Here is a 20,487-nt window from a genome sequence, read left to right as displayed (position 1 = left end):
TACACCCGTACGGGCCCCGCGCGCTCCCGGCGCACCCGTACGGGCTTCCCCCGGGGCTGCGGATCAGCTCTCGGTGCGGTACATCAGGTCGACCTCGTGGGTGCTGAAGCCGAGGCCCTCGTAGACGGCGAGGGCCGCCGGATTGTCGGCGTCCACGTACAGCATCGCGGTGGGCAGGCCGGCCCCGGCGAGGTGGTGCAGGCCGATCGCGGTGAGGGCCTTGCCGAGGCCGCCGCCCTGGGCGCCGGGGCGGACGCCGAGCACGTAGACCTCCCCGAGCCGCTCCCCGGCGTGGACCTTGGTCCAGTGGAAGCCGACGAGCTCCCCGTCCCGCTCGGCGAGGAAGAAGCCCTTGGGGTCGAACCAGGGCTGTGCGATGCGGTCGTTCAGGTCCCGCTGGGTCAGCGCGCCCTGTTCGGGGTGGTGGGCGAAGGCGGCCGCGTTGACCGCGAGCCAGGCCGCGTCGTCCTCGCCGGGCACGAAGGTGCGTACGGTCACCCCGGCCGGCAGTACCACCTCGGGCAGCGGGGGCCCGTCCGGGCCGAGGGGGCGGCGCAGCTGGCGCAGCTCGCGGAACAGGGTCAGGCCGAGGACCTGGGCGAGGTGGCGGGCGGCCGACTTGCCGCCGTGCGCCCACACCCGGATCCGCTTGCCGGAGGCGGCCAGCAGGGCCGAGCCCAGCGCCCGTCCGTGCCCGCGCCCGCGCAGCGCGGGGTGGACGACGAGCTCGGCGGCGGGGGCCTCCACCGGGTCGGTGTCCTCCAGTTGTCCGTATCCGGCGAGCCGCCCCTTCTCGGTGAGCAGGAAGTGCCGGATGCCCTCGCGGCGCCCGCCGCGCAGCTGGAGGCGGCCCTGCTCGGACACGGCGGTCGTGCCGTCCGTGCGCGCCGCGTCCTCGATGAGGGCGAGCACGGCCTCGGCCTGTTCCTCCGTCAGCTCGTCGAGGGTCTCAATCTGGCGTCCCGGCTCCAGGGCCGCTGCTGCGTCGTCAGTCATACGTCGAGCGTACGGCCGTGGGAGGCGCCCGCGGTGGTGTGCGTGCAGCGGGCCGACGGTGAGCCGTCTCCTACGTGTAACCAGGCCGACACCCGTACCCCCTGTCGTGCTACGCGCGTTGACCATAGGCTGCCGCCGACCTCCCGAGTTTTACCGCTGTCCAAAAGGGGACTAAATGTCAGCGACGCCACAACGGCACCGCCGAGCCCGCCGGTTGACCTTCGCCGCTCTCGCCGTCACGGCCGGGGCCGGAGCGATGGTCGCGGCCGCACTGCCGGCCGGTGCCGCGAGTGGTGGCGGTGCCGGCAAGAGCCGCACCGTCGACGTGCAGATGCTGTCGTTCAACGACTTCCACGGCACCCTGGAGCCCCCGCAGGGCTCTTCCGGCACCGTGAGCGAGCGTCAGGCGGACGGCACCACCAAGGCGATACCCGCCGGTGGTGTCGAGTACCTGGCGACCAGCCTGCGCGAGGCCCGCAAGGGCCACGAGTACTCCGTCACGGCCGCGGCCGGTGACATGATCGGCGGCAGCCCGATGCTGTCCGGTCTCTTCCACGACGAGCCCACCGTCGAGGCGCTGAACAAGCTGAAGCTGGACGTCAGCAGCGTCGGCAACCACGAGTTCGACGAGGGCAAGACCGAGCTGCGCCGCATGGCGTACGGCGGCTGCCACCCGGTCGACGGCTGCTTCGAGTTCGGCAAGGAGTACACGGGCACCGAGTACAAGTACCTCGCGGCGAACGTCACGGACGAGAAGACCAAGCGTCCGCTGCTGAACCCGACCTTCATCTGGAAGAAGGGGGACGTGAAGATCGGCTTCATCGGCGTCACCCTGGAGGGCACGCCGGACGTCGTGACCGCCGACGGGGTCAAGGGCCTGAAGTTCGGCGACGAGGTCGAGACGATCAACAAGTACGCCGCCGAGCTGGACAAGCAGGGCGTGAAGTCGATCGTCGCGCTGATCCACGAGGGCGGCCTGCCCGCCAGCGGCGCGTACAACTACGACTGCAACGTCCCGGGTGCCGGCGCCGGCGTCTCGGGCGCCATCGTGGACATCGCGAAGAACATCGACCCGAAGGTCGACGCGCTGGTGACCGGCCACACGCACCAGGCGTACGCCTGCAACATCCCGGACCCGGCGGGCAACCCGCGCATGGTGACCTCGGCCGCCTCCTACGGCCGCGCGTTCACGGACACCACGCTGACGTACGACCGCCAGACCAAGGACATCGTCCGCACCGCGGCCTTCGCGCCCAAGCCGGTCACCAAGGCCGTCACGCGGGACGTGCCCAAGGCCCCGGACATGACCGAGCTGATCACCCGCTGGAACGCGCTGGCCGCCCCGGTCGCCAGCCGTCCGATGGGCTACATCTCGGCGGACATCGCGGGCCGCGGCTCCGAGGCCCCCGAGAAGCCGCTCGGCGACCTGATCGCCGACGCGCAGCTGGAGGCCACGGCCCCGGCGGCCAAGGGCGGCGCGCAGCTGGCCATCATGAACCCGGGCGGCATCCGTGCCGACCTGGCCTACAAGGCCGCGGGCACCGAGGGCGACGGCGTCGTGACGTACGGCGAGTCGTACACGGTCCAGCCGTTCAACAACCTGATGAACATCGTCGACCTGACGGGCGCGCAGCTGATCACCGCGCTCCAGCAGCAGGTCAGCGGCACGGTCAACGGCCCGAACCCGAAGATCCTCCAGGTCTCGAAGGGCTTCACCTACACCCTGGACATGACGAAGACGGGCGCGGACCGCATCGTCGTGGACTCGGTGAAGCTGAACGGCGCGGCGATCGACCCCGCCAAGACCTACCGGGTCGCGATGAACGAGTTCCTCGCGGGCGGCGGTGACGGCTTCACCGTCCTGAAGGACCACAAGAACAAGCTGGTCGGCGTGCCCGACCTGGAGGCGTTCAACGCCTACCTGGGGAAGTCGACCCAGGCTGCTCCGATCGCCCCGCCGGCGGCGGACCGCATCACGGTCATCAAGTAGCACCTGCACGGTTTCGAACTGACACCTGGCACGCCCGAAGGGGCGGCGGGCCCTGCGGCCCGCCGCCCCTTCGGTGTTCGCCCCGCACCCCCGTGACGGGGCGGTCGTGGCCGTCAGAGCGTCGCGAGGAACTTCCCCACGGCCTCGTGGAAGCCGGCCGGGTCCGTGAACGGCACGAAGTGGTCCCCCTCCAGGGGCGTGTACGAGGTCCCGGGCCGCCGGGCGACCATCGCGTCGGCCGTGGCCCGGCTGAGCGGCCGGCTGTCGGTGCCGTGGATCAGCACGGCCGGGCAGGTGCTCGCGAGCCAGGCGTCCCAGTGCTCGCCACGGCAGGCCTCGATGGAGTCGAGCATGTCCTGCGGGTGGAACGGCAGCCGCCAGCCCTGGCCGGCGGGGAGCGGGCGCAGCACCCGTTCGACGAACCGGGAGCCCACCGGCCCGGCCGCGGCGAGGAGCTCCTCGCGGGTGGGAGCGGTGTACCGCATGTCCCGCAGGAAGTCGAAGACCGCTCCCTGCGGGACGGGGCGGACCTCGACGGTGGCGTCCACATTGACGAGCGCCGAGATCCGGTCGGGGTGGGCGGCGGCCAGGTGGACGGCGTTCAGCCCGCCGAGGGAGTAGCCGAGGAGGGCGACGGGGGCGTCGAGGCCGAGGTGGTCGAGCAGCGCGACGGCGTCGGAGACGTATCCGGCGCGGCCGTAGTCGGCGGCCCGGTCGGAGTCGCCGTGGCCGCGCTGGTCGGGGGCGATGACCCGCCACTCGTCGTCCAGGGCGTCGGCGAGGCCGGCGAAGGCGAGGCCTTCGGACAGACCCCCGTGCAGGGCCAGCAGCGGGCGGCCCGGGCCGCCGAAGTCCCGGTACGACAACGTGCGGCCGTCGATCGTCAGCGTGTGGCGCATGGTTCCGCTCTCCCCTGTGTGTCCTGCGGTGACGGTGGCGTACCCGAGCCTGCCAGGATTTGGGCAAGCGCGCAATACGTTTGTATTGGGCACTTGCCCAAGAGGGTGTGCAGCCCCGAGTGGGTGCGCGGCTACGATCCCGGCATGGGAAATCGCGAGGACCTGCTGGCCGGAGCGCGCCGCTGCCTGGAGGAGAAGGGGTACCTGCGCACGACCGTGCGCGACATCGCCTCGGCGTCGAAGGTGAGCATGGCCGCGATCGGCTACCACTTCGGCTCGCGCGAGGCCCTGCTCAACCTCGCCCTGTTCGCCGCCATGGACGAGTGGGCCGCCGGCTCCGGCCGGCTGACCGGCCAGGGCGACACCACCGAGGAGCGTTACGCCGACACCTGGGACCGCAAGATCCAGGACTTCGCCGACATGCGCTGGCTGTGGATCGCCAACGTCGAGGCCTTCGTCCACGCACAGTCCTCGCCCGAGCTGCTCGCGGCCCTCGCCGAGGGCCAGCGCCGCTCCCGCCGCATGGTGGCCGCCCAGCTGCGCGGGGTCCCCGAGGACGCGGTCACCGAAGAGGACGTACGGGCCCTCGGGTCGGTGCACATCGCACTGCTGACCGGGGTGATGGTGCAGACCCTGACGGATCCGGAGCAGGCGCCAAAGGGGCGCGAGCTCGCCCAAGGGCTGCGCGCCATGGCCGAGTTGCTCGAAAGATGAGTGCTACCGGAGGGTAGTAAAGGCCGGTCCCGCACGCCAGAATCCGGGGGCACCACCCAGCCGTGGCTGGGAATCCATCACCGGGTCGGCAAAGGGGCGGACATGGCACTGGATCGTCGGGCATTTCTGGTCGGGACGGTGGCGGCGGGCGCGGGCGCTGCCGTGAACCTCGCAGCGGCGGCCCCGGCCTCCGCGCGCACTTTCGGCACCCGCGGCGCCCTCGGCACGCAGGACTGGATGGCCGGACTCGGCGACTCCACGGCCCTGCAGCGCATGACCATCCCCGGCACGCACGACTCGGGCGCCACCAAGGGCGGGCTCTACGTCGCCTGCCAGAACACCTCGATCGCCCAGCAGCTCGACTCCGGGATCCGCTTCCTCGACGTCCGCTGCCGCGTCACGGGCGGCTCGTTCGCCATCCACCACGCGGCCTTCTTCCAGGACCTCATGTTCGGGGACGTCCTCGTCGCCTGCGCGAACTTCCTCGCCGCGTACCCCTCCGAGACCGTGCTGATGCGGCTCAAGCAGGAGTACTCCGAGGACAGCGACGCCACGTTCCGCGCCGTCTTCGACGACTACCTCGACCATCGGGGCTGGCGCCCGCTGTTCCGGATCGCCGACACCCTGCCCGCCCTCGGCCAGGCCCGCGGCAAGGTGGTCCTGCTCGCCGACAACGGCGGCCTGCCCGGCCTGCGCTACGGCGACGGCAACGTCTTCGACATCCAGGACGACTGGAACGCCGAGCCCTTCGCCAAGCGCGGCAAGATCGAGAACCAGTTCCGCCGGGCCGTCCAGCAGCCCGGCAAGCTCTTCGTGAACTACACCAGCACCTCGGCGTACATGCCGCCGCGCTGGAACTCCGACCGGCTGAACCCGCAGGTGCACGCCTTCGTCGACGGCGGGGAGCTGGCCGGCCGGACCGGGCTGGGCATCGTCCCGATGGACTTCCCGAACACCCGCTCCGGCCTGGTCGCCTCCCTGATCCGGCACAACTGACGAAACTCCCTAGGCGGCAGGGTCCGGCCGGTCGGCCGGCGGCGGGGTGGGGGCGCCCGGGATGCGCAGGAGGGCCTCCGTCCCCGGGCCGCCGTCCGCCGGGGCCCGCAGCTCGGCGCTGCCGCCCGCGCGCTGTGCCGTACGGGCCACGATCGACAGCCCGAGCCCGCTGCCCGGCAGGGCCCGGGCCGACGGGGACCGCCAGAACCGCTCGAACACGTACGGGAGGTCCTCGGCCGGGACACCGGGACCGTGGTCGCGCACGGCCAGCTCGCCCGCCCGCAGCGAGACCTCCACCGAGCCGCCCGGCGGGCTGAACTTCACCGCGTTGTCGAGGACGTTGACCACCGCTCGCTCCAGCGCCGCCGCCTCGCCCCGCACGTACCAGGGCTCCAGATCGGAGGCGAAGTCCAGCTCCGGGCCGCGCAGCCGGGCCCGGGACAGCGCGCTCTGCACGATCTCCTGCAGCGCCACCACCTCCAGCCTGGCCGGCGGGGCCGCGTCCGGGCGGGACAGCTCCTGGAGGTCCCCGATCAGCGCGGCCAGCTCCGTCATCTGCGCCTTGACCGAGGCCAGCAGCTCCTTGCGGTCCTCGGGCGGGATGGCCCGGCCGGTCTCCTCACTGCGCGCCAGCAGCTCGATGTTGGTCCGCAGCGAGGTCAGCGGCGTGCGCAGCTCGTGTCCGGCGTCCGCGATCAGCTGGGCCTGCCGCTCCTGGGAGGAGGCGAGCGCCGCCGTCATGGAGTTGAAGGACCGCGACAGGCGGGCGATCTCGTCGTCGCCGTCGTGCGGGATCTGCACGGTGAGGTCCTCGGTCCGGGCGATGTGCTCGACGGCGCCCGTGAGTTCGTCGACCGGCCGCAGACCCGTACGCGCCACCCACAGGCCGGCCGCGCCCGCGCCGACGACACCGACCCCGCAGACGAAGAGCAGCACCCAGGCCAGGGTGGACAGCGGCTTCTCGATGTCGGCGAGCGGCTTGGCGACGGAGATGGCGACACTGCCGCCCACCGGGCCGGTGACGTTCACCGGCTGGGTGTAGACCCGTACGGGCGTGCCGTCCGTGGTGCGGCCGTCGTACAGCACCGGGCCGCGCTCGCCCCGGGCGACCTCGAGGTCGTAGCCCGTCACCGGGAGGGTGTTCTTGCCGTCCACCCAGCAGCGCCCGCCCGTGGGCAGCACGATCTGCACCTGCGCGCTCAGGTTGTTCACGATGGCGCCGGGCACCTGCTCCCGGCAGCCGAGCTGGGGCAGCGTCTGGTTGGCCTGCGCGCTCGCGTTGGTGGAGCGCAGCGAGCTGTCCAGCTGACCCTTCAGCTGCGTACGGACCATGAACCAGCTGACGACGGCGACGGCCGCGACGGCGACCGCCACCGCGACCGTCACCAGCAGCGCGAGCCGCGAGCGCAGGGGCAGCGCACGGAATCGGGCGACCGGGCTCACTCGGGCCCTCCGGAGTCGCCGGCCGCGGCGGTGCGCAGGACGTAGCCCACCCCGCGCACGGTGTGGACCAGGCGGGGCTCGCCGCCGGCCTCGGTCTTGCGGCGCAGGTACATGACGTACACGTCCAGGGAGTTGGAACTGGGCTCGAAGTCGAAGCCCCAGACGGTCTTGAGGATCTGCTCGCGGGTCAGCACCTGGCGCGGGTGCGCCAGGAACATCTCCAGCAGCGTGAACTCGGTGCGGGTCAGCTCCACCCGGCGCCCGGACCGGGTGACCTCGCGGGTGGCGAGGTCCATGCGCAGGTCGCCGAAGGCCAGGGTGTCCGTCTCCTCGGCTTCGAGGCCGCCGGGCCGCGGGGCGGCGTACGCGCTGCGGCGCAGCAGGGCGCGGACGCGGGCGAAGAGCTCGTCGAGCTCGAACGGCTTCACGAGGTAGTCGTCGGCGCCCGCGTCGAGGCCGGTGACGCGGTCGCCGACGGTGTCGCGGGCGGTCAGCATCAGGATCGGGGTGGTGCTGCCGGAGGCACGCAGCCGGCGGGCCGCCGTCAGGCCGTCCATGCGGGGCATCTGGATGTCGAGGACGATCAGTCCGGGGTCGTACGAGGCCGCCTTGTCGAGGGCGTCGAGCCCGTCGACGGCGGTCTGCACGGCGTACCCCTCGAAGGCGAGGCTGCGGCGCAGCGCCTCCCGCACGGCGGGCTCGTCGTCGACGACGAGGATGCGGTGCGGGTCGCCTTCGGCCGGATTCATCTGCGGTCCCCCAGGGGTGGTCGTGGTCGGTCGTACCAGGCTCGCACGGGAGGCCTAGTACGAGGTCCCGAAGCCGTCGGCGACGCCGCCGCTGCCGCCGCTGTTGCCGGTGCCGCCCTTGCGGAGGGAGGCGAGATCGGCCTTGATCGTGTTCACCGGGATGGCGAAGCCGAGGCCGACGCTGCCGGCGGTGGAGCTGTCGCTCGAGGGGGAGTAGATCGCGGAGGGCATGCCCACGATCTCGCCGTTCATGTTGACGAGGGCGCCGCCGGAGTTGCCCGGGTTGAGGGAGGCGTCCGTCTGGATGGCCTTGTACGAGGTGGTGTCCGCTCCGGTGTTCCCGTTGAACTGCTGACCGTCGTACGAGAACGGCCAGCTGCCGCCGCCGCGCTGGCGCTGGGGAGCCTGCTGCTCGGACTTGGGCACGTTCACCTCGCGGTTCAGGGCGGAGACGATGCCGCTCGTGACCGTGCCGGTCAGGCGGTCGGGGGAGCCGATGGCGACGACCTGGTCGCCGACCTTGAGGTTGTCGGAGTCGCCGAGCCTGGCCGGCTTGAGCCCGCTCGCGCCCTGGAGCTTGATGAGGGCGAGGTCCTTGCCGGGGTCGGTGCCGACGGTCTTGGCGGTGTACTTCTTGCCGTCGCTCATCGTCACCTGGATCTCGGTGGCGCCGTCGATCACGTGGTTGTTGGTGACGATCTCGCCGTCGGCGGTGACCACGATGCCGGAGCCGGTGCCCTGGCCGGAGCCGGTGCGGGTGTCGATCCGGACGACGGAGGGGCTGACCTGCTCGGCCACTCCGGAGACGGTGCCGCTGCTGGACTGGGAGACGTTGGTGCCGGTGACGCCGCCACCGCTGCCGCCCCGGCTGCCGAGCACTTGCTGCACGGCGGCGGCGGTGCCGCCCCCGACGACGGCGGCGGCCAGCGCCACGGCGACGAGCAGCGCGACGGGCCGCCGGGCCCGCGCGGCGTGCGCGGGGCCCTCCGGGGGCTGGTGCAGGGTGCCCTCCGGGGCTGCGGGAGCTGCGGGGGCTGCCGGGGGCTGGTGCGCCTCGTGCCAGCCGGGTGCCGCCGGGGGCGGGTAGGCGGGCGGCGGCGGGTAGGCCCCGCCGAGGGGCGCGCTCTGGGTCGGGCCGTTCTCCTGCGGGTACTCGCCTTCGCGGCGGAAGCTCTCGGTCATGACCACAACTCTGTCCGCGGATCATGAGAGCTTCCTGAGTCCCCGCTGAGATCCGCGACAGAACTGCGTAAGCCCGACATAAGCCCGCCTACCCCGGGCCACCGGTGGAGCCGGCACAGCGGGGTGGAGTACCCCGGCCAGGAGCCGACGGACGGAGTCCGGCGCAGCGAGCCGAAGCCCGGGAGGCGCCCTGGCGCCGAGCGGTTGCGAGGGTCGCGTCGAAAAGGGGTCAGTGGCAGCCGCAGGAGCGGCGGACCACCAGGGCCGACGGGAACTGCTTCAGACGCTCCCGGCGGGAGCCGGCCACCCGGAGGCCGTCGTCCAGGACGAGGTCCACCGCGGCCCGGGCCATCGCCGGACGGTCCGAGGCGATCGTCGTCAGCGGCGGGTCCGTCAGGGCCGCTTCCTTGACGTCGTCGAAGCCGGCCACCGCCAGCTCCCCCGGCACGTCGATGCGCAGCTCCCGGGCAGCACGCAGCACGCCGATCGCCTGGTCGTCCGTCGCGCAGAAGATGGCCGGCGGCCGGTCCGGGCCGGAGAGGACCTCCAGCGCGACGCGGTACGCGTCGTACCGGTTGTACGGGGCCTCGAACAGCCGGCCTTCCGTCGAGCGGCCCGACTCCTGCATCGCCCGGCGCCAGCCCTCCACGTGGTCGGCGACCGGGTCGCCGACCGACGGGGTGTTCTCCACCCCGCCGATGCAGGCGACGTACTCGTGCCCGTGTTCGAGCAGGTGGCGGGTGGCGAGCTGGGCGCCGCCGATGTCGTCCGTGACGACGGCGACGTCGTCGATCGCCTCCGGCCGCTCGTGCAGCAGCACCACACGCGCGTCCCACGCCTCGATCTCCGTGGCGGCCCGCTCGCTCATGCCCTGGCTGACCAGGATGAGCCCGGAGACCCGCATCCCGAGGAAGGCCCGCAGGTAGTGCACCTCGCGCTCGTCCCGGTAGTCGGAGTTCCCGACCAGGACCATCTTTCCGCGCTCGGCGGCGGCCTGCTCGACCGCGTGCGCCATCTCCGCGAAGAACGGCTGGCGCGCATCCGGGACGATCATGCCTATGAGGTCGGTGCGCCGCGACGCCATCGCCTGGGCGACCCGGTCCGGGCGGTAGCCCAGCTCCTTGATCGCGGCGAGTACACGCTCGCGCGTGGCCGGGGCGACCGGCCGGGGTCCGTTGTTGATGACGTAGCTCACGACGGCGGTAGACGTACCCGCAAGTCGTGCAACGTCATCCCGCGTCACCTTGGCCACGCTCGGGAGTCTACGCGGGGTGACCTACCTCTGGGCAGGCCGTCCTGCCGACTGGACGATCACAGGAGGTTCCTCCATACGGGGGACGGCGGCCGGCGCCTGGGCCGAAGCCTGCGCAGCGGCCTTGGCCGCCGCCTCCGCCGCCGCCCGCTCCACCTTCTCCGGCGTGACGAAGCGGTAGCCGACGTTGCGGACCGTACCGATCAGCGACTCGTGCTCGGGGCCGAGCTTCGCGCGCAGCCGCCGTACGTGGACGTCCACCGTCCGGGTGCCGCCGAAGTAGTCGTACCCCCAGACCTCCTGGAGCAGCTGGGCCCGGGTGAAGACCCGGCCCGGGTGCTGCGCGAGGTACTTGAGGAGCTCGAACTCCTTGAAGGTGAGGTCGAGGACCCGGCCCTTCAGCTTCGCCGAGTACGTCGCCTCGTCGACCGACAGGTCGCCGTTGCGGATCTCCATCGGGGAGTCGTCGGAGCCCAGCTGCTGGCGGCCGGTGGCGAGGCGCAGCCGCGCCTCGACCTCGGCCGGGCCCGCGGTGTCGAGGAGGACGTCGTCGATGCCCCAGTCGGCGGTGACGGCGGCGAGGCCGCCCTCCGTGACGACGAGGATGAGCGGGCAGCCGGGGCCGGTGGAGCGGAGCAGCTGGCACAGCGAGCGCACCTGCGGCAGATCGCGGCGGCCGTCGACGAGGATGACGTCCGCGCCGGGGGTGTCCACGAGCGCGGGGCCCTCGGCGGGGGCCACTCGGACGTTGTGCAGCAGCAGGCCGAGGGCGGGCAGCACCTCGGTGGACGGCTGCAGGGCATTGGTCAGCAGCAGGAGAGAGCTCATGCCCGACCACCTGCCCGGGTCGGGCGGTTGTGCACGGTTCGCTGGTCCATCACGTCGGTTCCTCCTCGGTCCCGTCGAGGACTTTCGCGGTACTGCTTCGTACGTGGTGCGTGTGGCGCCTCGCCGTCCCCGCGCCCTGAGGCCCGGCGGACACCACTGTTCTCGGTCCGTTCAACGTGCTGAAAGCACAAAAGGACCCGGGGGCAACGTTGCCCGGATCCTCTCGCCAGCAGAATAGCCCACCCGCCGGTGCGGGGCCGAGGCTTCGGCCTCTGCCTCTTCTGTGGTTCCTGCCACCCTTACGCTCAGCTTATGCCCCGCTTTCACCGGATCGATGGACGTACGGCGGTCCGCCCGGGCGCACACGGGGCGCGCGGAGGCACACCGGATCAGCGGGCCGGAGGGTTCATCATGGAGGCCGACGGTAGAGAGCCGACGATAGGAGCTGCAGTGGCAACCGGAACCATCCGCTACTGGGCGGCGGCCAAGGCCGCGGCCAAGACGGCGGAGGAGCCGTACTCGGCGCAGACACTGGCCGAGGCGCTCGACGCCGTGCGGGAACGCCACCCCGGGGAGCTGACCCGGGTCCTGCAGCGCTGCTCCTTCCTCGTGAACGAAGAGCCCGTGGGCAAGCGCCCGCACGATGCCGTTCCGCTGACCGAGGGGGGCACCGTCGAGGTGCTCCCGCCGTTCGCGGGCGGGTGAGCGGAAACCGATGAGCACCCCCGAGGAACAACAGCACCAGCAGCACCAGCAGCGCCAGCAGGACCCGTACGGGACCCAGACCTGGCAGTCGGACACCTGGGACACCGGCTACCAGCCGGTCCAGCCGGTCCAGGAGGTCCAGCAGGTCCAGCCGCCGCTGGGCGCGCTGCCCGGCCAGCCCGTGGCGCCCGAGGGCTGGTTCCGCGACGAGGCGCCGGCCGCCGCGGCCCACGCCCCCGAGGCCTGGTCCCAGGCCGGCGCCGGTGCGCCGTGGCCGGACGGGTCCGGGGCCGTGGCCGAGCAGGCGGCGTACCTGCCGCCCTACCCGGGCCCGGCGGCAGCCGACCCGCAGCCGCAGCCGATCGCCCCCGACGGTTGGTTCCGCGACGAGGCGCCCGCCGCCCAGGCCCCGGCCCCTGCGGCCGACTGGGCGCCGGGCGGGGGCTCCGGTGCGGCCTGGGGCGAGGGTTCCGCCGCCGAGCAGACGGCCTACCTGCCGCCCCAGGCGGCCGCCGCCGCCGAGCAGACCGCCTACCTGCCGCCGTACCCCGGCCCCGAGGCATCGGCGGCCGAGCAGACCGCGTACCTGCCGCCCTATCCCGGCCCCCATGCCGCCGACCCGCAGCCGCAGGCGCAGCCCGTGGCGCCCGAGGGCTGGTTCCGCGACGAGGCGCCCGCTGCCCAGGCCCCGGCCCCTGCGGCCGACTGGGCGCCGGGCGGGAGCTCCGGCGCGGCCTGGGGCGAGGGTTCCGCCGCCGAGCAGACGGCCTACCTGCCGCCCCAGGCGGCCGCCGCCCCCGCGGGCGACGCGGCCGAGCAGACCGCCTTCCTGCCGCCGTACCCCGGCCCCGGCCCCGAGGAGCCGGCCGGCGCGGCCGAGCCCACTGCGGCGGCCGAGGCCGCTCCCGCGGCGCAGCCCGCCGCCCCGGCCGGCGCCGCCGCACCCCTCGGCTCCGAGGTCCCGGGCGAGGAGCCCGCGTACTCCCCGCCCACCCTCGCCGGCAACACCCTGCGCGCCGTCGACCCCGCCCAGGCGCGCGCCGAGGGCCGGTCGCCGATCATCGACCCCGGCCCGCAGCCGGCCATACTGACCGCCGCCCTCGGGCTGCTGCTGGCCGGCGCCGCCGCCGTCGGGGAGCTCGCGCTGCTCGTCCCGCTGGTCGCCCTCCAGGGGCTCACCGCGGCCGGCTGGTTCCGGCTCAACGGCATGTGGCCCGCCCGGCAGGGCATCGCCCTCGCCTTCCTCGGGGCGCTCGTCGCCGACGGCGCCGTGCTCGCCGTGGACGACGCGTACGGCCCTGGCGCGATCATCGGCACCCTCGGGGCCTGGGTGCTGCTCACGCTGGTCCTCCAGCTGCGCAGCCACGCCGACCCCGACGAGCGGATGTACGGGCTGATGGCCTCCGTGGCCTCCGCCGCGCTCGCCATCGTCTGCGCCGGCTACCTGGCCGCCGACTCCGCCGCCGTCGGCGTCGGCGCCGCCGCCGTCGCGGTCGCCGTGTTCACCCGCGCGCTCCCGCTGCCGACGCCGGCCTCCGTCGGCGTCTCGCTGGCCGCGGCCACCGGAGCGGGCATCGCGGTCGGCGGACTGACCTCCGTCGGAGCGGGCGGGGCCCTGGTCGGCCTGGCCGCCGGGGTGTGCGCACTGATCGGGCTGCGCGTGGCCGCGTACGACTACCCGTCCAAGTTCGTCCACATGACGGCCGGTGTCGCGCTGCCGCTGGCGGCCGCCGCTCCCGCCGTCTACCTGATCGGACGGGTGGTCGGCTGACGCCGGATCTTCCGTACGGGAGGCCGCGGCGGGCGTCACACCGCCGCTGACGGCCTCCGTACGGCCGATCATGGTCCACTAGAACGCACGTACCGATCTACAGGGGGAGGGGCACGTGCGGTTCCTGCGTGTTGTTGTGATCATCGGAGTGGTGCTGGGCGCCCTGTTCGCGGGCGCCGACCGCTGGGCGGTCAACTATGCCGAGAACCGGCTGGCCGAGCGCATCCAGGCCCGCCAGGGGCTGGCGGGGAGCACGGAGGTGGACATCCACGGGTTCCCGTTCCTGACCCAGGCGCTCAGCCACGACCTCGACCGCGTCGACGTGAAGCTGAAGGGCGTCGAAGCCGTCTCGGACGGCCGCAAGACCCGGCTCTCGCAGCTCGACGCCAGTTTCCGCAGCGTGAAGCTGAACGGGGACTACAGCGGGGGCACCGCCGAGCGGGCCGAGGGCACGGCCCTCGTCACGTACCAGGACCTGACCGAGGCCTCCCAGAACGGTGTGACGGTCACCTACGGCGGGGCGCCGGGCAAGGTGAAGGTCACGGCGGCCGTGGAGGTCCTCGGCCGCAGGCTCTCCCCCAGCGTGGTGTCGACCGTCACGCTCGTGGACGCCCCGGGCGGCGGCAAGATGGTCCGGGTCCGGGCCGACGACGTGCCCGGCGAGGGCCTGCCCGGGATCGAGGGCGCGGTCCGCAAGAAGACCGACTTCGACCGCCGGCTCGACGGCGGACTGCCGTCCGGGCTCAAGCTGACCACGCTGACCTCGGACGAAGCGGGCGTGCACCTCACGCTGAGCGGCTCGGACCTGGTGCTGGCCGGATCGTGAGACGGTACGGTCCGATCCGTAGAAGGACGGGCCGTGCGAAGGCCCCCGGAGGCGGTGCGGCAGTCGCCCGGGGGCGTGTGCATCCCAGTATTCGGACGATCCTGTCTCGGAATATGACACGCCGGTGACAGGGCGGCCGATTCGTCCCTACGATCCATGGCTATGAAGCATCAGCAGGCGGACCTCACGAAGCGACGGGCAGTAGACCTGTGTCGCGTCGCCGCCATGCTCTGTCGATCCATGTGACCTGTGAGCGCTTCCGCTCCATCAGCCGGACGACCGTCCCTTCCCGCGTGACCGCACCGCAGCCGCCCCCTCCTACCCGCTGACGCCTCCCCGCGCGGCGTCCGAGGGGCCGCCGCCCGCAACGGCACGCACCAGCAGCACCCGCAGACCGCTCAGCAGCACCTGCACCTGCACAGCACGCCCCGCCGCACACTGCCCCGGAGGAGAACACCATGAGCCGCAGCGACGTCCTCGTAGACGCCGACTGGGTCGAGGCCCACCTGAACGACGCCGACGTCGTCATCGTCGAGGTGGACGAGGACACGTCCGCCTACGACAAGAACCACATCACCAACGCCGTCCGGATCGACTGGAAGCAGGACCTCCAGGACCCGGTCCGCCGCGACTTCGTGGACCAGGAGGGCTTCGAGAAGCTCCTCTCCGCCAAGGGCATCTCCAACGACGACACCGTCGTCCTCTACGGCGGCAACAACAACTGGTTCGCGTCCTACGCCTACTGGTACTTCAAGCTGTACGGCCACCAGGACGTCCGCCTCCTCGACGGCGGCCGCAAGAAGTGGGAGCTCGACTCCCGCGACCTGGTCGACGGCACCGAGGTCCCCAACCGCCCGGCCACCCAGTACAAGGCCCAGCCGCAGGACGCCTCGATCCGCGCGTTCCGCGACGACGTCGTGGCCGCGATCGGCGCCCAGAACCTGGTCGACGTCCGCTCGCCCGACGAGTTCTCCGGCAAGCTGCTCGCCCCGGCGCACCTCCCGCAGGAGCAGTCGCAGCGCCCCGGCCACGTGCCGAGCGCCCGCAACATCCCGTGGTCGAAGAACGCCAACGACGACGGCACCTTCAAGTCCGACGAGGAGCTCACCGCCCTCTACGAGGCCGAGCAGGTCGACCTGTCGAAGGACACCATCGCGTACTGCCGCATCGGTGAGCGCTCCGCGCTGACCTGGTTCGTGCTGCACGAGCTCCTGGGCCAGGAGAACGTCAAGAACTACGACGGCTCCTGGACCGAGTACGGCTCCCTGGTCGGCGTGCCGATCGAGCTCGGCGCGAACAAGTAGTTCCCGGGCACGCGACGCCCCGTAGACCGTAGACCTCTCTAGGACAGGACAGAGAACATGTGTGGAGCACAGATCGGCGGGCCCGACCTCGCGACGCTCAAGCCCGGTGAGACCGCCATCCAGGGTCAGGTGACCAAGGACGGCGAGCCCATCAGCGGGTACGTGCGCCTGCTCGACTCGACCGGCGAGTTCACGGCCGAGGTCCCGACCTCGGCGACCGGCCAGTTCCGCTTCTACGCGGCGACCGGCTCGTGGACCCTGCGCGCGCTGGTCCCCGGCGCCCAGGCGGACCGCGCCGTGGTCGTGGCCGAGGCCGGCGGCGTGACGGACGTGGCGATCGCGGTCTGACGACCACGCTGCACACGCAGCGGTAGCCGAACCGGCCGGAGGGCCGCACCCCAGGGGGTTGGACGCCACTGGAACGGGGTGCGGCCCTTCGCGCCGTCCCGGCCCTGCGCATCGTCCGCCTCCGGCCCTACCCTTGAGGCATGTACGCCCGGCGACGCCGCGTCTACTTCCTCCTCATGGGCGGATGCATCTTCCTGTTCGTCTCCGCCTGGTCCTTCGTGCGGCTGTTCTCGGTGGAGGCGGCCGTGGCCCTGTGCGTGGTCGCCATGGTCATCCCGCCGGTCGCCGCGATGATCGCGAACCGGCGCGGGCCGGACGACCGCTGGTGGGACGACCCCTCGGGCGACCCGAAGTCCGACGAGTGGTGGGACGAACTGGACGGAAAGCGGCGGCACGAGGATTGAAACCCCGAGAGATCAAAACGTAACAAGCATTCGTACAACTGCTCCCCTCGCGGACGGGTCATGGGTACGCACGGGTAACCACCCAGTGCCTCACGTCCTGTGGGGGGACTTCCTTGGAACACGAACAGACCCTTCCCGAGCAGCCGGAAGGGGAGGAGACCGCCGCCCGCCGCCCCCGCGGCCGCCGCCGCACGGTCCTCCTGATCGCCGGTGCCGCCGTGCTCGGCGTGCTCGCGGGCACGGTCACCGGCTACGCCGTCCAGTACGACCGCGAGCCCACCCCGCTGCCGCCGCTCGCGCAGCAGAAGATCGACCAGCCGAAGCCGCAGGCCCCGAACGAGTCGACGAGCGCCCGCGCCCTCAACGCCAACCGCTGGCACAAGACGGACGACGATCTGGTCAAGCTGCTGATCGAGGCCCCGGCCGGGGTGGAGGTCCGTTCCTCGGGGACGGTGTCCCCGGACGAGTTCTCGGCGGACTACTACGAGAAGCCGGGCGGCGGCCTCAGCAGCCAGCTCCGGCACGACGTACGGCGGATCGCCGAGCTGGAGTGGGCGCAGGACGACCGGAACTTCGTCACCGTCCGGCTCTTCCAGTACCGGGACCGCTCCGGTGCCGACTGGTACCAGCACGCCCACGACTACCTGGCGGAGGCGAGGTACACGGGCAACTCGGGCAAGGACCTGCCCGGCGTGCCCGCCGAATTCGGCCACCTGTGGGTGGACTCGGCGCAGCGGGAGAAGGCGGGCTACCTGCCGACGAAGTCGGCCCGGGTGCTCGCCCGGCGCGGCGACATCGTCATGGAGATCAGTTACATGAACAACCGCGGTGTCCTCGACGAGAAGGACGTCGTCGAGATCGCCAAGCGACAGTGGGAGCGGCTGTGAGCGACCCGCAGGACAGCAAGGACGTGACGGCCGAGGCGAGCGGGCCGGCCGAGGCGAGCGGGCCGGCCGAGGCGACCGGGGCCGCTGAGGTGACCGGGCAGGCCCGGGCGACCGAACCGGCCGTGCCGGCCGCAGCGGCCGAGGCGACCGCTCCCGAGGCGGCGCAGGCCGCCGCGCCGCGGGCGCGCAGCCGCCGGACCGTGGCGCTGATCGCGGGCGGGCTCGGCATCGCCGTCCTCGCGGGCGGCGCCCTCTGGGCCGCCGGGCGGATCGCCGACGCCGACCGCACCGCGCCGACCCGGTACTGGGTCGCGGCGGGCGCGGAGCCCACACGGACGCCGGAACCGGTCGCGACCGTGCCGCCGAACGAGCTGACGGGCAAGCTGCTGCCGGTCACGACCGATTTCGAGCTCGGCCCCGACCTCGACGGCGAGGGCAACGACTTCTACGTGTCGGGCGAGCGGGCGCTCCAGGCCGTCAAGGACGCGCGCACCGGGCTCTCCGGCGACGAGCGGGCGGAACGGGACAAGGCGCTGGCCGGCCTGAAGCTCAAGGGCGTGGCCGGACGCAGCTACCACCGGTCCCGCGACCAGCAGGTGATGGAGATCCAGCTGACCCAGGCCGACCCCCAGGCCCTCGCGAAGCTCTCCGAGTTCAGCAAGAGGCTCCTCGAACTGACCGGCCGCGGCCGCGACGCGCCGAAGATCGAGGGCTTCCCCGACGCCAAGTGCTCGGTGTCGGTCCTCGGCAAGGAGAAGCAGGAGGACCAGAACAAGATCGACACCATCGACTGCGAGGCCCTCCAGGGCGATGTGCTGGTCAGCTTCCGGATGTACGGGCCCAAGCCCCTCTCCGCGAACGACGCCGCAGACCTGTTCAAGCAGCAGCTGAACCACCTGAAGTCCCCCGGGGAGTCCGTGTGACCGAGCAGAACACCGCCCCCGTGGCGGACGCACCCCCCGCGCCCGACGCGGAAACCGTCGTACCGGCCGCTCCCAAGGACCGCCGGAAGCTGTTCGCCGCACTGCGCTGGACGGCCGCCGTCGTCGTCTTCGCCGCCGTCGGCAGCGGGGTCGCGTACGGGATCGGCCGGGCCGAACGCACCGACCTCCCCGGCCTGTCCACCAAGGGCGACGGCCGCTGGGCCTACCCGGCCCTGTCCAAGCCCGCACTGCCCGCGGGCGCCCCGCTGCCCGCGGGCAAGGACAACAGGGACGACACGCACTACGCGCCGCTCACCGGCCTGCTGCTGCCGGCCCCCGAGGGTGCCGAGCCGGATGCCGGGCTCAAGACGGACAAGGGCCAGCTGGTCTCCACCGACGCCTTCCTGGAGGAGTACGCCCCCGACAGCCGGGCGAAGCTGAAGGAGGGGCTGGAGTACGAGGGGCTGCGCCAGATCGTCGCCCGCGGCTGGACCACCCCCGACGGCACGCGCACCCACGTCTACCTGCTGCGCTTCCACTCCTCGGGCTTCGTGAACGCCTTCCGCGGCTGCGACGTCAACACACGGCTGGCCGGTGCCCCGGTCCTGGAGATGGACCTGGCCTGGAACAAGGTCAAGAGCACCCAGCCCAGCATGGACGGGCAGGCCGTCAGCCACACGCTCAAGAGCGGCGGCACCAGCCTGTACCAGGAGCCCAAGCCCGCGGACGGGGACGAGCAGACCAAGCTCGGATGCCTCCAGGCGGGTGACGTCCAGGCCGTGATCGTCCAGACCCGCAAGGGCGAGGTGGCCGCCGTTCCCTTCCACCAGACGGTGGTCCTGCAGAGCCAGCTGCTGGGCTGACCGCCCGCAGGACGCGGCTGCGGCCTACCTCACGGAGTGCGCCGGTCCCCGGGCCAGTAGGCTTGGGGACCGGCCCCGTACACGCCCACATCACTCCGAGGAGCACCCCGTGCTTGAGGCATTCTTCACCTCCCTGCTGGTTCTGGTCTGCGTCGGCGTGCTCGCCTTCACCGGCCTCGCAGTGAAGAAGCTGTACCAGGGCCAGCGCTGATCTCCGATCGGCCGCCCTCCCGGACCCGGAACCCCTCCCCACAGATCGCCTGAGCAGCCACACATGATCCAGATCCCGTCCGACCTGAACCCGGGCCTCGTCCCCCTCGCCTTCCTCCTCGGCACCTGGGAGGGCGCGGGCGTCTTCGACTTCCCCGGCGAGGAGAAGTGCAACTTCGGCCAGGAAGTCGTCTTCAGCCACGACGGCCGGGACTTCCTGGAGTACACCTCCCACAGCTGGGTCCTCGACGCCGAGGGCAACAAGGTGCGGCCGCTGGAGTCCGAGTCCGGCTACTGGCGCATCGACAAGGACCGCAAGGTCGAGATCGTCATGGTCCGCGACCAGGGCGTCGTCGAGGTCTGGTACGGCGAGCTCGCCGACCAGAAGCCCCAGATCGACCTGGTGACGGACGCCGTCGCCCGCACCGCGGCCTCCGGTCCGTACAGCGGCGGAAAGCGGCTCTACGGCTACGTGAAGAGCGACCTGATGTGGGTCGGCGAGAAGGCCACGCCGGACGTCGAGCTGCGCCCGTACATGTCGGCCCAGCTCAAGAAGGTCGTCACGCCCGAGGAGGTCGCCGAGATGGCGCGCAACCTCCCGGACATGCCGGACGACGGCATCGCCTTCTTCCGCTGAGCCGGCGAGCGTCGAACGGTTCTCCACAGACTGTGGAAGAAGGGGACCACGGGCCGGCCCGTGGTCCCCTTCGCGCGCTTACACTGGCCGGGTGGGGACCATCGGAGACACCGACAGTGCTGACTGGAAGACCGACCTGCGGCAGCGCGGATACCGGCTGACCCCGCAGCGCCAGCTCGTGCTGGAAGCGGTCGACACGCTGGAGCACGCGACCCCGGACGAGATCCTCGCGCACGTGCGCCAGACTGCCTCCGGAGTCAACATCTCCACCGTCTACCGGACGCTGGAGCTCCTGGAGGAGCTGAAGCTCGTCTCGCACGCCCACCTCGGGCACGGGGCCCCCACGTACCACCTCGCCGACCGGCACCACCACATCCACCTGGTCTGCCGCGAGTGCACCGAGGTGATCGAGGCGGACGTGGACATCGCCGCCGAGTTCACCGCGAAGCTGCGCGCCACCTTCGGCTTCGAGACCGACATGAAGCACTTCGCGATCTTCGGACTCTGCAAGAAGTGCGCCGCCAAGCAGCACGCCGCTCCGGCATAGGAGCGGGCCGGGC

At 72.3% G+C, this 20,487-nt stretch carries 22 protein-coding genes and 2 pseudogenes; 16 read left to right on the top strand and 8 right to left on the bottom strand.

The genetic code is table 11. The features are described from left to right. Positions 1 to 63 precede the first annotated feature (63 nt). Entirely contained in the window at positions 64 to 996 is a 933-nt protein-coding gene (gene mshD, locus ACFYXK_RS32300; protein WP_389414376.1) for a mycothiol synthase, read from the bottom strand. A 175-nt stretch (positions 997 to 1,171) separates the two neighbouring features. On the opposite strand from mshD, the pseudogene ACFYXK_RS32295 reads away from it, so the two are divergent. Then, positions 1,172 to 2,095, top strand: a pseudogene (locus ACFYXK_RS32295) (bifunctional metallophosphatase/5'-nucleotidase); the annotation flags it as partial. 88 nt (positions 2,096 to 2,183) lie between these two features. On the opposite strand, the pseudogene ACFYXK_RS32290 reads toward ACFYXK_RS32295, so the two are convergent. After that, positions 2,184 to 2,234: pseudogene (locus tag ACFYXK_RS32290) on the bottom strand (hypothetical protein); the annotation flags it as partial. A gap of 65 nt (positions 2,235 to 2,299) precedes the next feature. On the opposite strand from ACFYXK_RS32290, the gene ACFYXK_RS32285 reads away from it, so the two are divergent. After that, entirely contained in the window at positions 2,300 to 2,986 is a 687-nt protein-coding gene (locus ACFYXK_RS32285; RefSeq protein WP_389414400.1) for a 5'-nucleotidase C-terminal domain-containing protein, read from the top strand. A gap of 113 nt (positions 2,987 to 3,099) precedes the next feature. Here ACFYXK_RS32285 and ACFYXK_RS32280 read toward each other — a convergent pair whose 3' ends face one another. Then, the gene (locus tag ACFYXK_RS32280) at positions 3,100 to 3,885 is read right to left on the bottom strand and encodes an alpha/beta fold hydrolase (protein ID WP_389414375.1); all 786 of its coding nucleotides are present in this window, start codon (positions 3,883 to 3,885) and stop codon (positions 3,100 to 3,102) included. Between the two features lie 144 nt (positions 3,886 to 4,029). On the opposite strand from ACFYXK_RS32280, the gene ACFYXK_RS32275 reads away from it, so the two are divergent. Both ACFYXK_RS32275 and ACFYXK_RS32270 read left to right on the top strand, forming a co-directional pair. Next, positions 4,030 to 4,599, top strand: coding sequence for a TetR/AcrR family transcriptional regulator (locus ACFYXK_RS32275; protein ID WP_389414374.1), 570 nt, complete (start codon positions 4,030 to 4,032; stop codon positions 4,597 to 4,599). Positions 4,600 to 4,701: 102 nt separating this feature from the next. Continuing rightward, positions 4,702 to 5,595, top strand: coding sequence for a phosphatidylinositol-specific phospholipase C (locus ACFYXK_RS32270; RefSeq protein ID WP_389414373.1), 894 nt, complete (start codon positions 4,702 to 4,704; stop codon positions 5,593 to 5,595). A gap of 9 nt (positions 5,596 to 5,604) precedes the next feature. On the opposite strand, the gene ACFYXK_RS32265 is transcribed toward ACFYXK_RS32270, so the two are convergent. The 5 genes from ACFYXK_RS32265 to ACFYXK_RS32245 form a co-directional block, all read right to left on the bottom strand. Further along, positions 5,605 to 7,038 (bottom strand): sensor histidine kinase, encoded by a 1,434-nt coding sequence (locus tag ACFYXK_RS32265; RefSeq protein WP_389414372.1) that lies wholly within the window; start codon positions 7,036 to 7,038, stop codon positions 5,605 to 5,607. Next, positions 7,035 to 7,787: a response regulator transcription factor gene (locus ACFYXK_RS32260; RefSeq protein ID WP_389414371.1), complete on the bottom strand. Its 753-nt coding sequence runs from the start codon at positions 7,785 to 7,787 to the stop codon at positions 7,035 to 7,037. Before ACFYXK_RS32260 ends, ACFYXK_RS32265 begins: the two co-directional genes overlap by 4 nt. Before the next feature lie 54 nt (positions 7,788 to 7,841). Next, complete coding sequence (locus ACFYXK_RS32255) at positions 7,842 to 8,969, bottom strand: S1C family serine protease (RefSeq protein ID WP_389414370.1); 1,128 nt, start codon at positions 8,967 to 8,969, stop codon at positions 7,842 to 7,844. A 229-nt stretch (positions 8,970 to 9,198) separates the two neighbouring features. Continuing rightward, positions 9,199 to 10,221 (bottom strand): LacI family DNA-binding transcriptional regulator, encoded by a 1,023-nt coding sequence (locus tag ACFYXK_RS32250; protein ID WP_383517155.1) that lies wholly within the window; start codon positions 10,219 to 10,221, stop codon positions 9,199 to 9,201. Positions 10,222 to 10,245: 24 nt separating this feature from the next. After that, positions 10,246 to 11,049, bottom strand: coding sequence for a response regulator transcription factor (locus ACFYXK_RS32245; protein WP_383517153.1), 804 nt, complete (start codon positions 11,047 to 11,049; stop codon positions 10,246 to 10,248). A 450-nt stretch (positions 11,050 to 11,499) separates the two neighbouring features. Between ACFYXK_RS32245 and ACFYXK_RS32240 the strand changes: the two genes are divergently transcribed. The 12 genes from ACFYXK_RS32240 to ACFYXK_RS32185 all read left to right on the top strand — a co-directional run bounded on the left by ACFYXK_RS32240 (position 11,500) and on the right by ACFYXK_RS32185 (position 20,474). Continuing rightward, on the top strand, positions 11,500 to 11,754 hold the full coding sequence (locus tag ACFYXK_RS32240) for a MoaD/ThiS family protein (protein WP_030300859.1): 255 nt from the start codon (positions 11,500 to 11,502) through the stop codon (positions 11,752 to 11,754). A 535-nt stretch (positions 11,755 to 12,289) separates the two neighbouring features. Beyond that, positions 12,290 to 13,525 (top strand): hypothetical protein, encoded by a 1,236-nt coding sequence (locus tag ACFYXK_RS32235; protein ID WP_389414399.1) that lies wholly within the window; start codon positions 12,290 to 12,292, stop codon positions 13,523 to 13,525. 115 nt (positions 13,526 to 13,640) lie between these two features. Beyond that, the gene (locus tag ACFYXK_RS32230; protein WP_389414369.1) at positions 13,641 to 14,351 is read left to right on the top strand and encodes a DUF2993 domain-containing protein; all 711 of its coding nucleotides are present in this window, start codon (positions 13,641 to 13,643) and stop codon (positions 14,349 to 14,351) included. Between the two features lie 156 nt (positions 14,352 to 14,507). After that, positions 14,508 to 14,597: an Ms5788A family Cys-rich leader peptide gene (locus tag ACFYXK_RS32225; RefSeq protein WP_350875872.1), complete on the top strand. Its 90-nt coding sequence runs from the start codon at positions 14,508 to 14,510 to the stop codon at positions 14,595 to 14,597. A 212-nt stretch (positions 14,598 to 14,809) separates the two neighbouring features. After that, a complete protein-coding gene (locus ACFYXK_RS32220) occupies positions 14,810 to 15,655 on the top strand; it encodes a sulfurtransferase (RefSeq protein WP_383517147.1) in 846 nt (281 codons plus the stop codon). A gap of 57 nt (positions 15,656 to 15,712) precedes the next feature. Next, entirely contained in the window at positions 15,713 to 16,003 is a 291-nt protein-coding gene (locus ACFYXK_RS32215; RefSeq protein ID WP_007265476.1) for a DUF1416 domain-containing protein, read from the top strand. A gap of 140 nt (positions 16,004 to 16,143) precedes the next feature. Next, the gene (locus ACFYXK_RS32210) at positions 16,144 to 16,407 is read left to right on the top strand and encodes a DUF3099 domain-containing protein (protein WP_030300849.1); all 264 of its coding nucleotides are present in this window, start codon (positions 16,144 to 16,146) and stop codon (positions 16,405 to 16,407) included. 113 nt (positions 16,408 to 16,520) lie between these two features. Beyond that, a complete protein-coding gene (locus tag ACFYXK_RS32205; RefSeq protein ID WP_389414368.1) occupies positions 16,521 to 17,294 on the top strand; it encodes a hypothetical protein in 774 nt (257 codons plus the stop codon). Next, positions 17,291 to 18,217 (top strand): hypothetical protein, encoded by a 927-nt coding sequence (locus ACFYXK_RS32200; protein WP_389414367.1) that lies wholly within the window; start codon positions 17,291 to 17,293, stop codon positions 18,215 to 18,217. Before ACFYXK_RS32205 ends, ACFYXK_RS32200 begins: the two co-directional genes overlap by 4 nt. Beyond that, positions 18,214 to 19,080, top strand: coding sequence for a hypothetical protein (locus ACFYXK_RS32195; RefSeq protein WP_389414366.1), 867 nt, complete (start codon positions 18,214 to 18,216; stop codon positions 19,078 to 19,080). The genes ACFYXK_RS32200 and ACFYXK_RS32195 overlap by 4 nt, the downstream gene beginning before the upstream one ends. A 274-nt stretch (positions 19,081 to 19,354) precedes the next feature. Further along, complete coding sequence (locus ACFYXK_RS32190; protein ID WP_030157076.1) at positions 19,355 to 19,927, top strand: FABP family protein; 573 nt, start codon at positions 19,355 to 19,357, stop codon at positions 19,925 to 19,927. A 91-nt stretch (positions 19,928 to 20,018) separates the two neighbouring features. Next, positions 20,019 to 20,474, top strand: a complete 456-nt coding sequence (locus ACFYXK_RS32185; RefSeq protein WP_389414365.1) for a Fur family transcriptional regulator — start codon at positions 20,019 to 20,021, stop codon at positions 20,472 to 20,474. Positions 20,475 to 20,487 lie beyond the last annotated feature (13 nt).

It is taken from the genome of Streptomyces sp. NPDC002209, from assembly GCF_042890265.1.
Taxonomy (GTDB): Bacteria; Actinomycetota; Actinomycetes; order Streptomycetales; family Streptomycetaceae; genus Streptomyces.
This window is presented reverse-complemented; position numbering and strand designations above follow the sequence as displayed.

Excerpts from the sequence above, each read along its gene's own strand:
- ACFYXK_RS32285 (WP_389414400.1), top strand. The coding sequence starts at position 2,300 with ATGACCGAGCTGATCACCCGCTGGAACGCGCTGGCCGCCCCGGTCGCC.
- ACFYXK_RS32255 (WP_389414370.1), bottom strand. The coding sequence starts at position 8,969 with ATGACCGAGAGCTTCCGCCGCGAAGGCGAGTACCCGCAGGAGAACGGC.
- ACFYXK_RS32280 (WP_389414375.1), bottom strand. The coding sequence starts at position 3,885 with ATGCGCCACACGCTGACGATCGACGGCCGCACGTTGTCGTACCGGGAC.
- ACFYXK_RS32245 (WP_383517153.1), bottom strand. The coding sequence starts at position 11,049 with ATGAGCTCTCTCCTGCTGCTGACCAATGCCCTGCAGCCGTCCACCGAG.
- ACFYXK_RS32210 (WP_030300849.1), top strand. The coding sequence starts at position 16,144 with ATGTACGCCCGGCGACGCCGCGTCTACTTCCTCCTCATGGGCGGATGC.
- mshD (WP_389414376.1), bottom strand. The coding sequence starts at position 996 with ATGACTGACGACGCAGCAGCGGCCCTGGAGCCGGGACGCCAGATTGAG.
- ACFYXK_RS32270 (WP_389414373.1), top strand. The coding sequence starts at position 4,702 with ATGGCACTGGATCGTCGGGCATTTCTGGTCGGGACGGTGGCGGCGGGC.
- ACFYXK_RS32260 (WP_389414371.1), bottom strand. The coding sequence starts at position 7,787 with ATGAATCCGGCCGAAGGCGACCCGCACCGCATCCTCGTCGTCGACGAC.
- ACFYXK_RS32190 (WP_030157076.1), top strand. The coding sequence starts at position 19,355 with ATGATCCAGATCCCGTCCGACCTGAACCCGGGCCTCGTCCCCCTCGCC.
- ACFYXK_RS32225 (WP_350875872.1), top strand. The coding sequence starts at position 14,508 with ATGGCTATGAAGCATCAGCAGGCGGACCTCACGAAGCGACGGGCAGTA.
- ACFYXK_RS32215 (WP_007265476.1), top strand. The coding sequence starts at position 15,713 with ATGTGTGGAGCACAGATCGGCGGGCCCGACCTCGCGACGCTCAAGCCC.
- ACFYXK_RS32220 (WP_383517147.1), top strand. The coding sequence starts at position 14,810 with ATGAGCCGCAGCGACGTCCTCGTAGACGCCGACTGGGTCGAGGCCCAC.
- ACFYXK_RS32275 (WP_389414374.1), top strand. The coding sequence starts at position 4,030 with ATGGGAAATCGCGAGGACCTGCTGGCCGGAGCGCGCCGCTGCCTGGAG.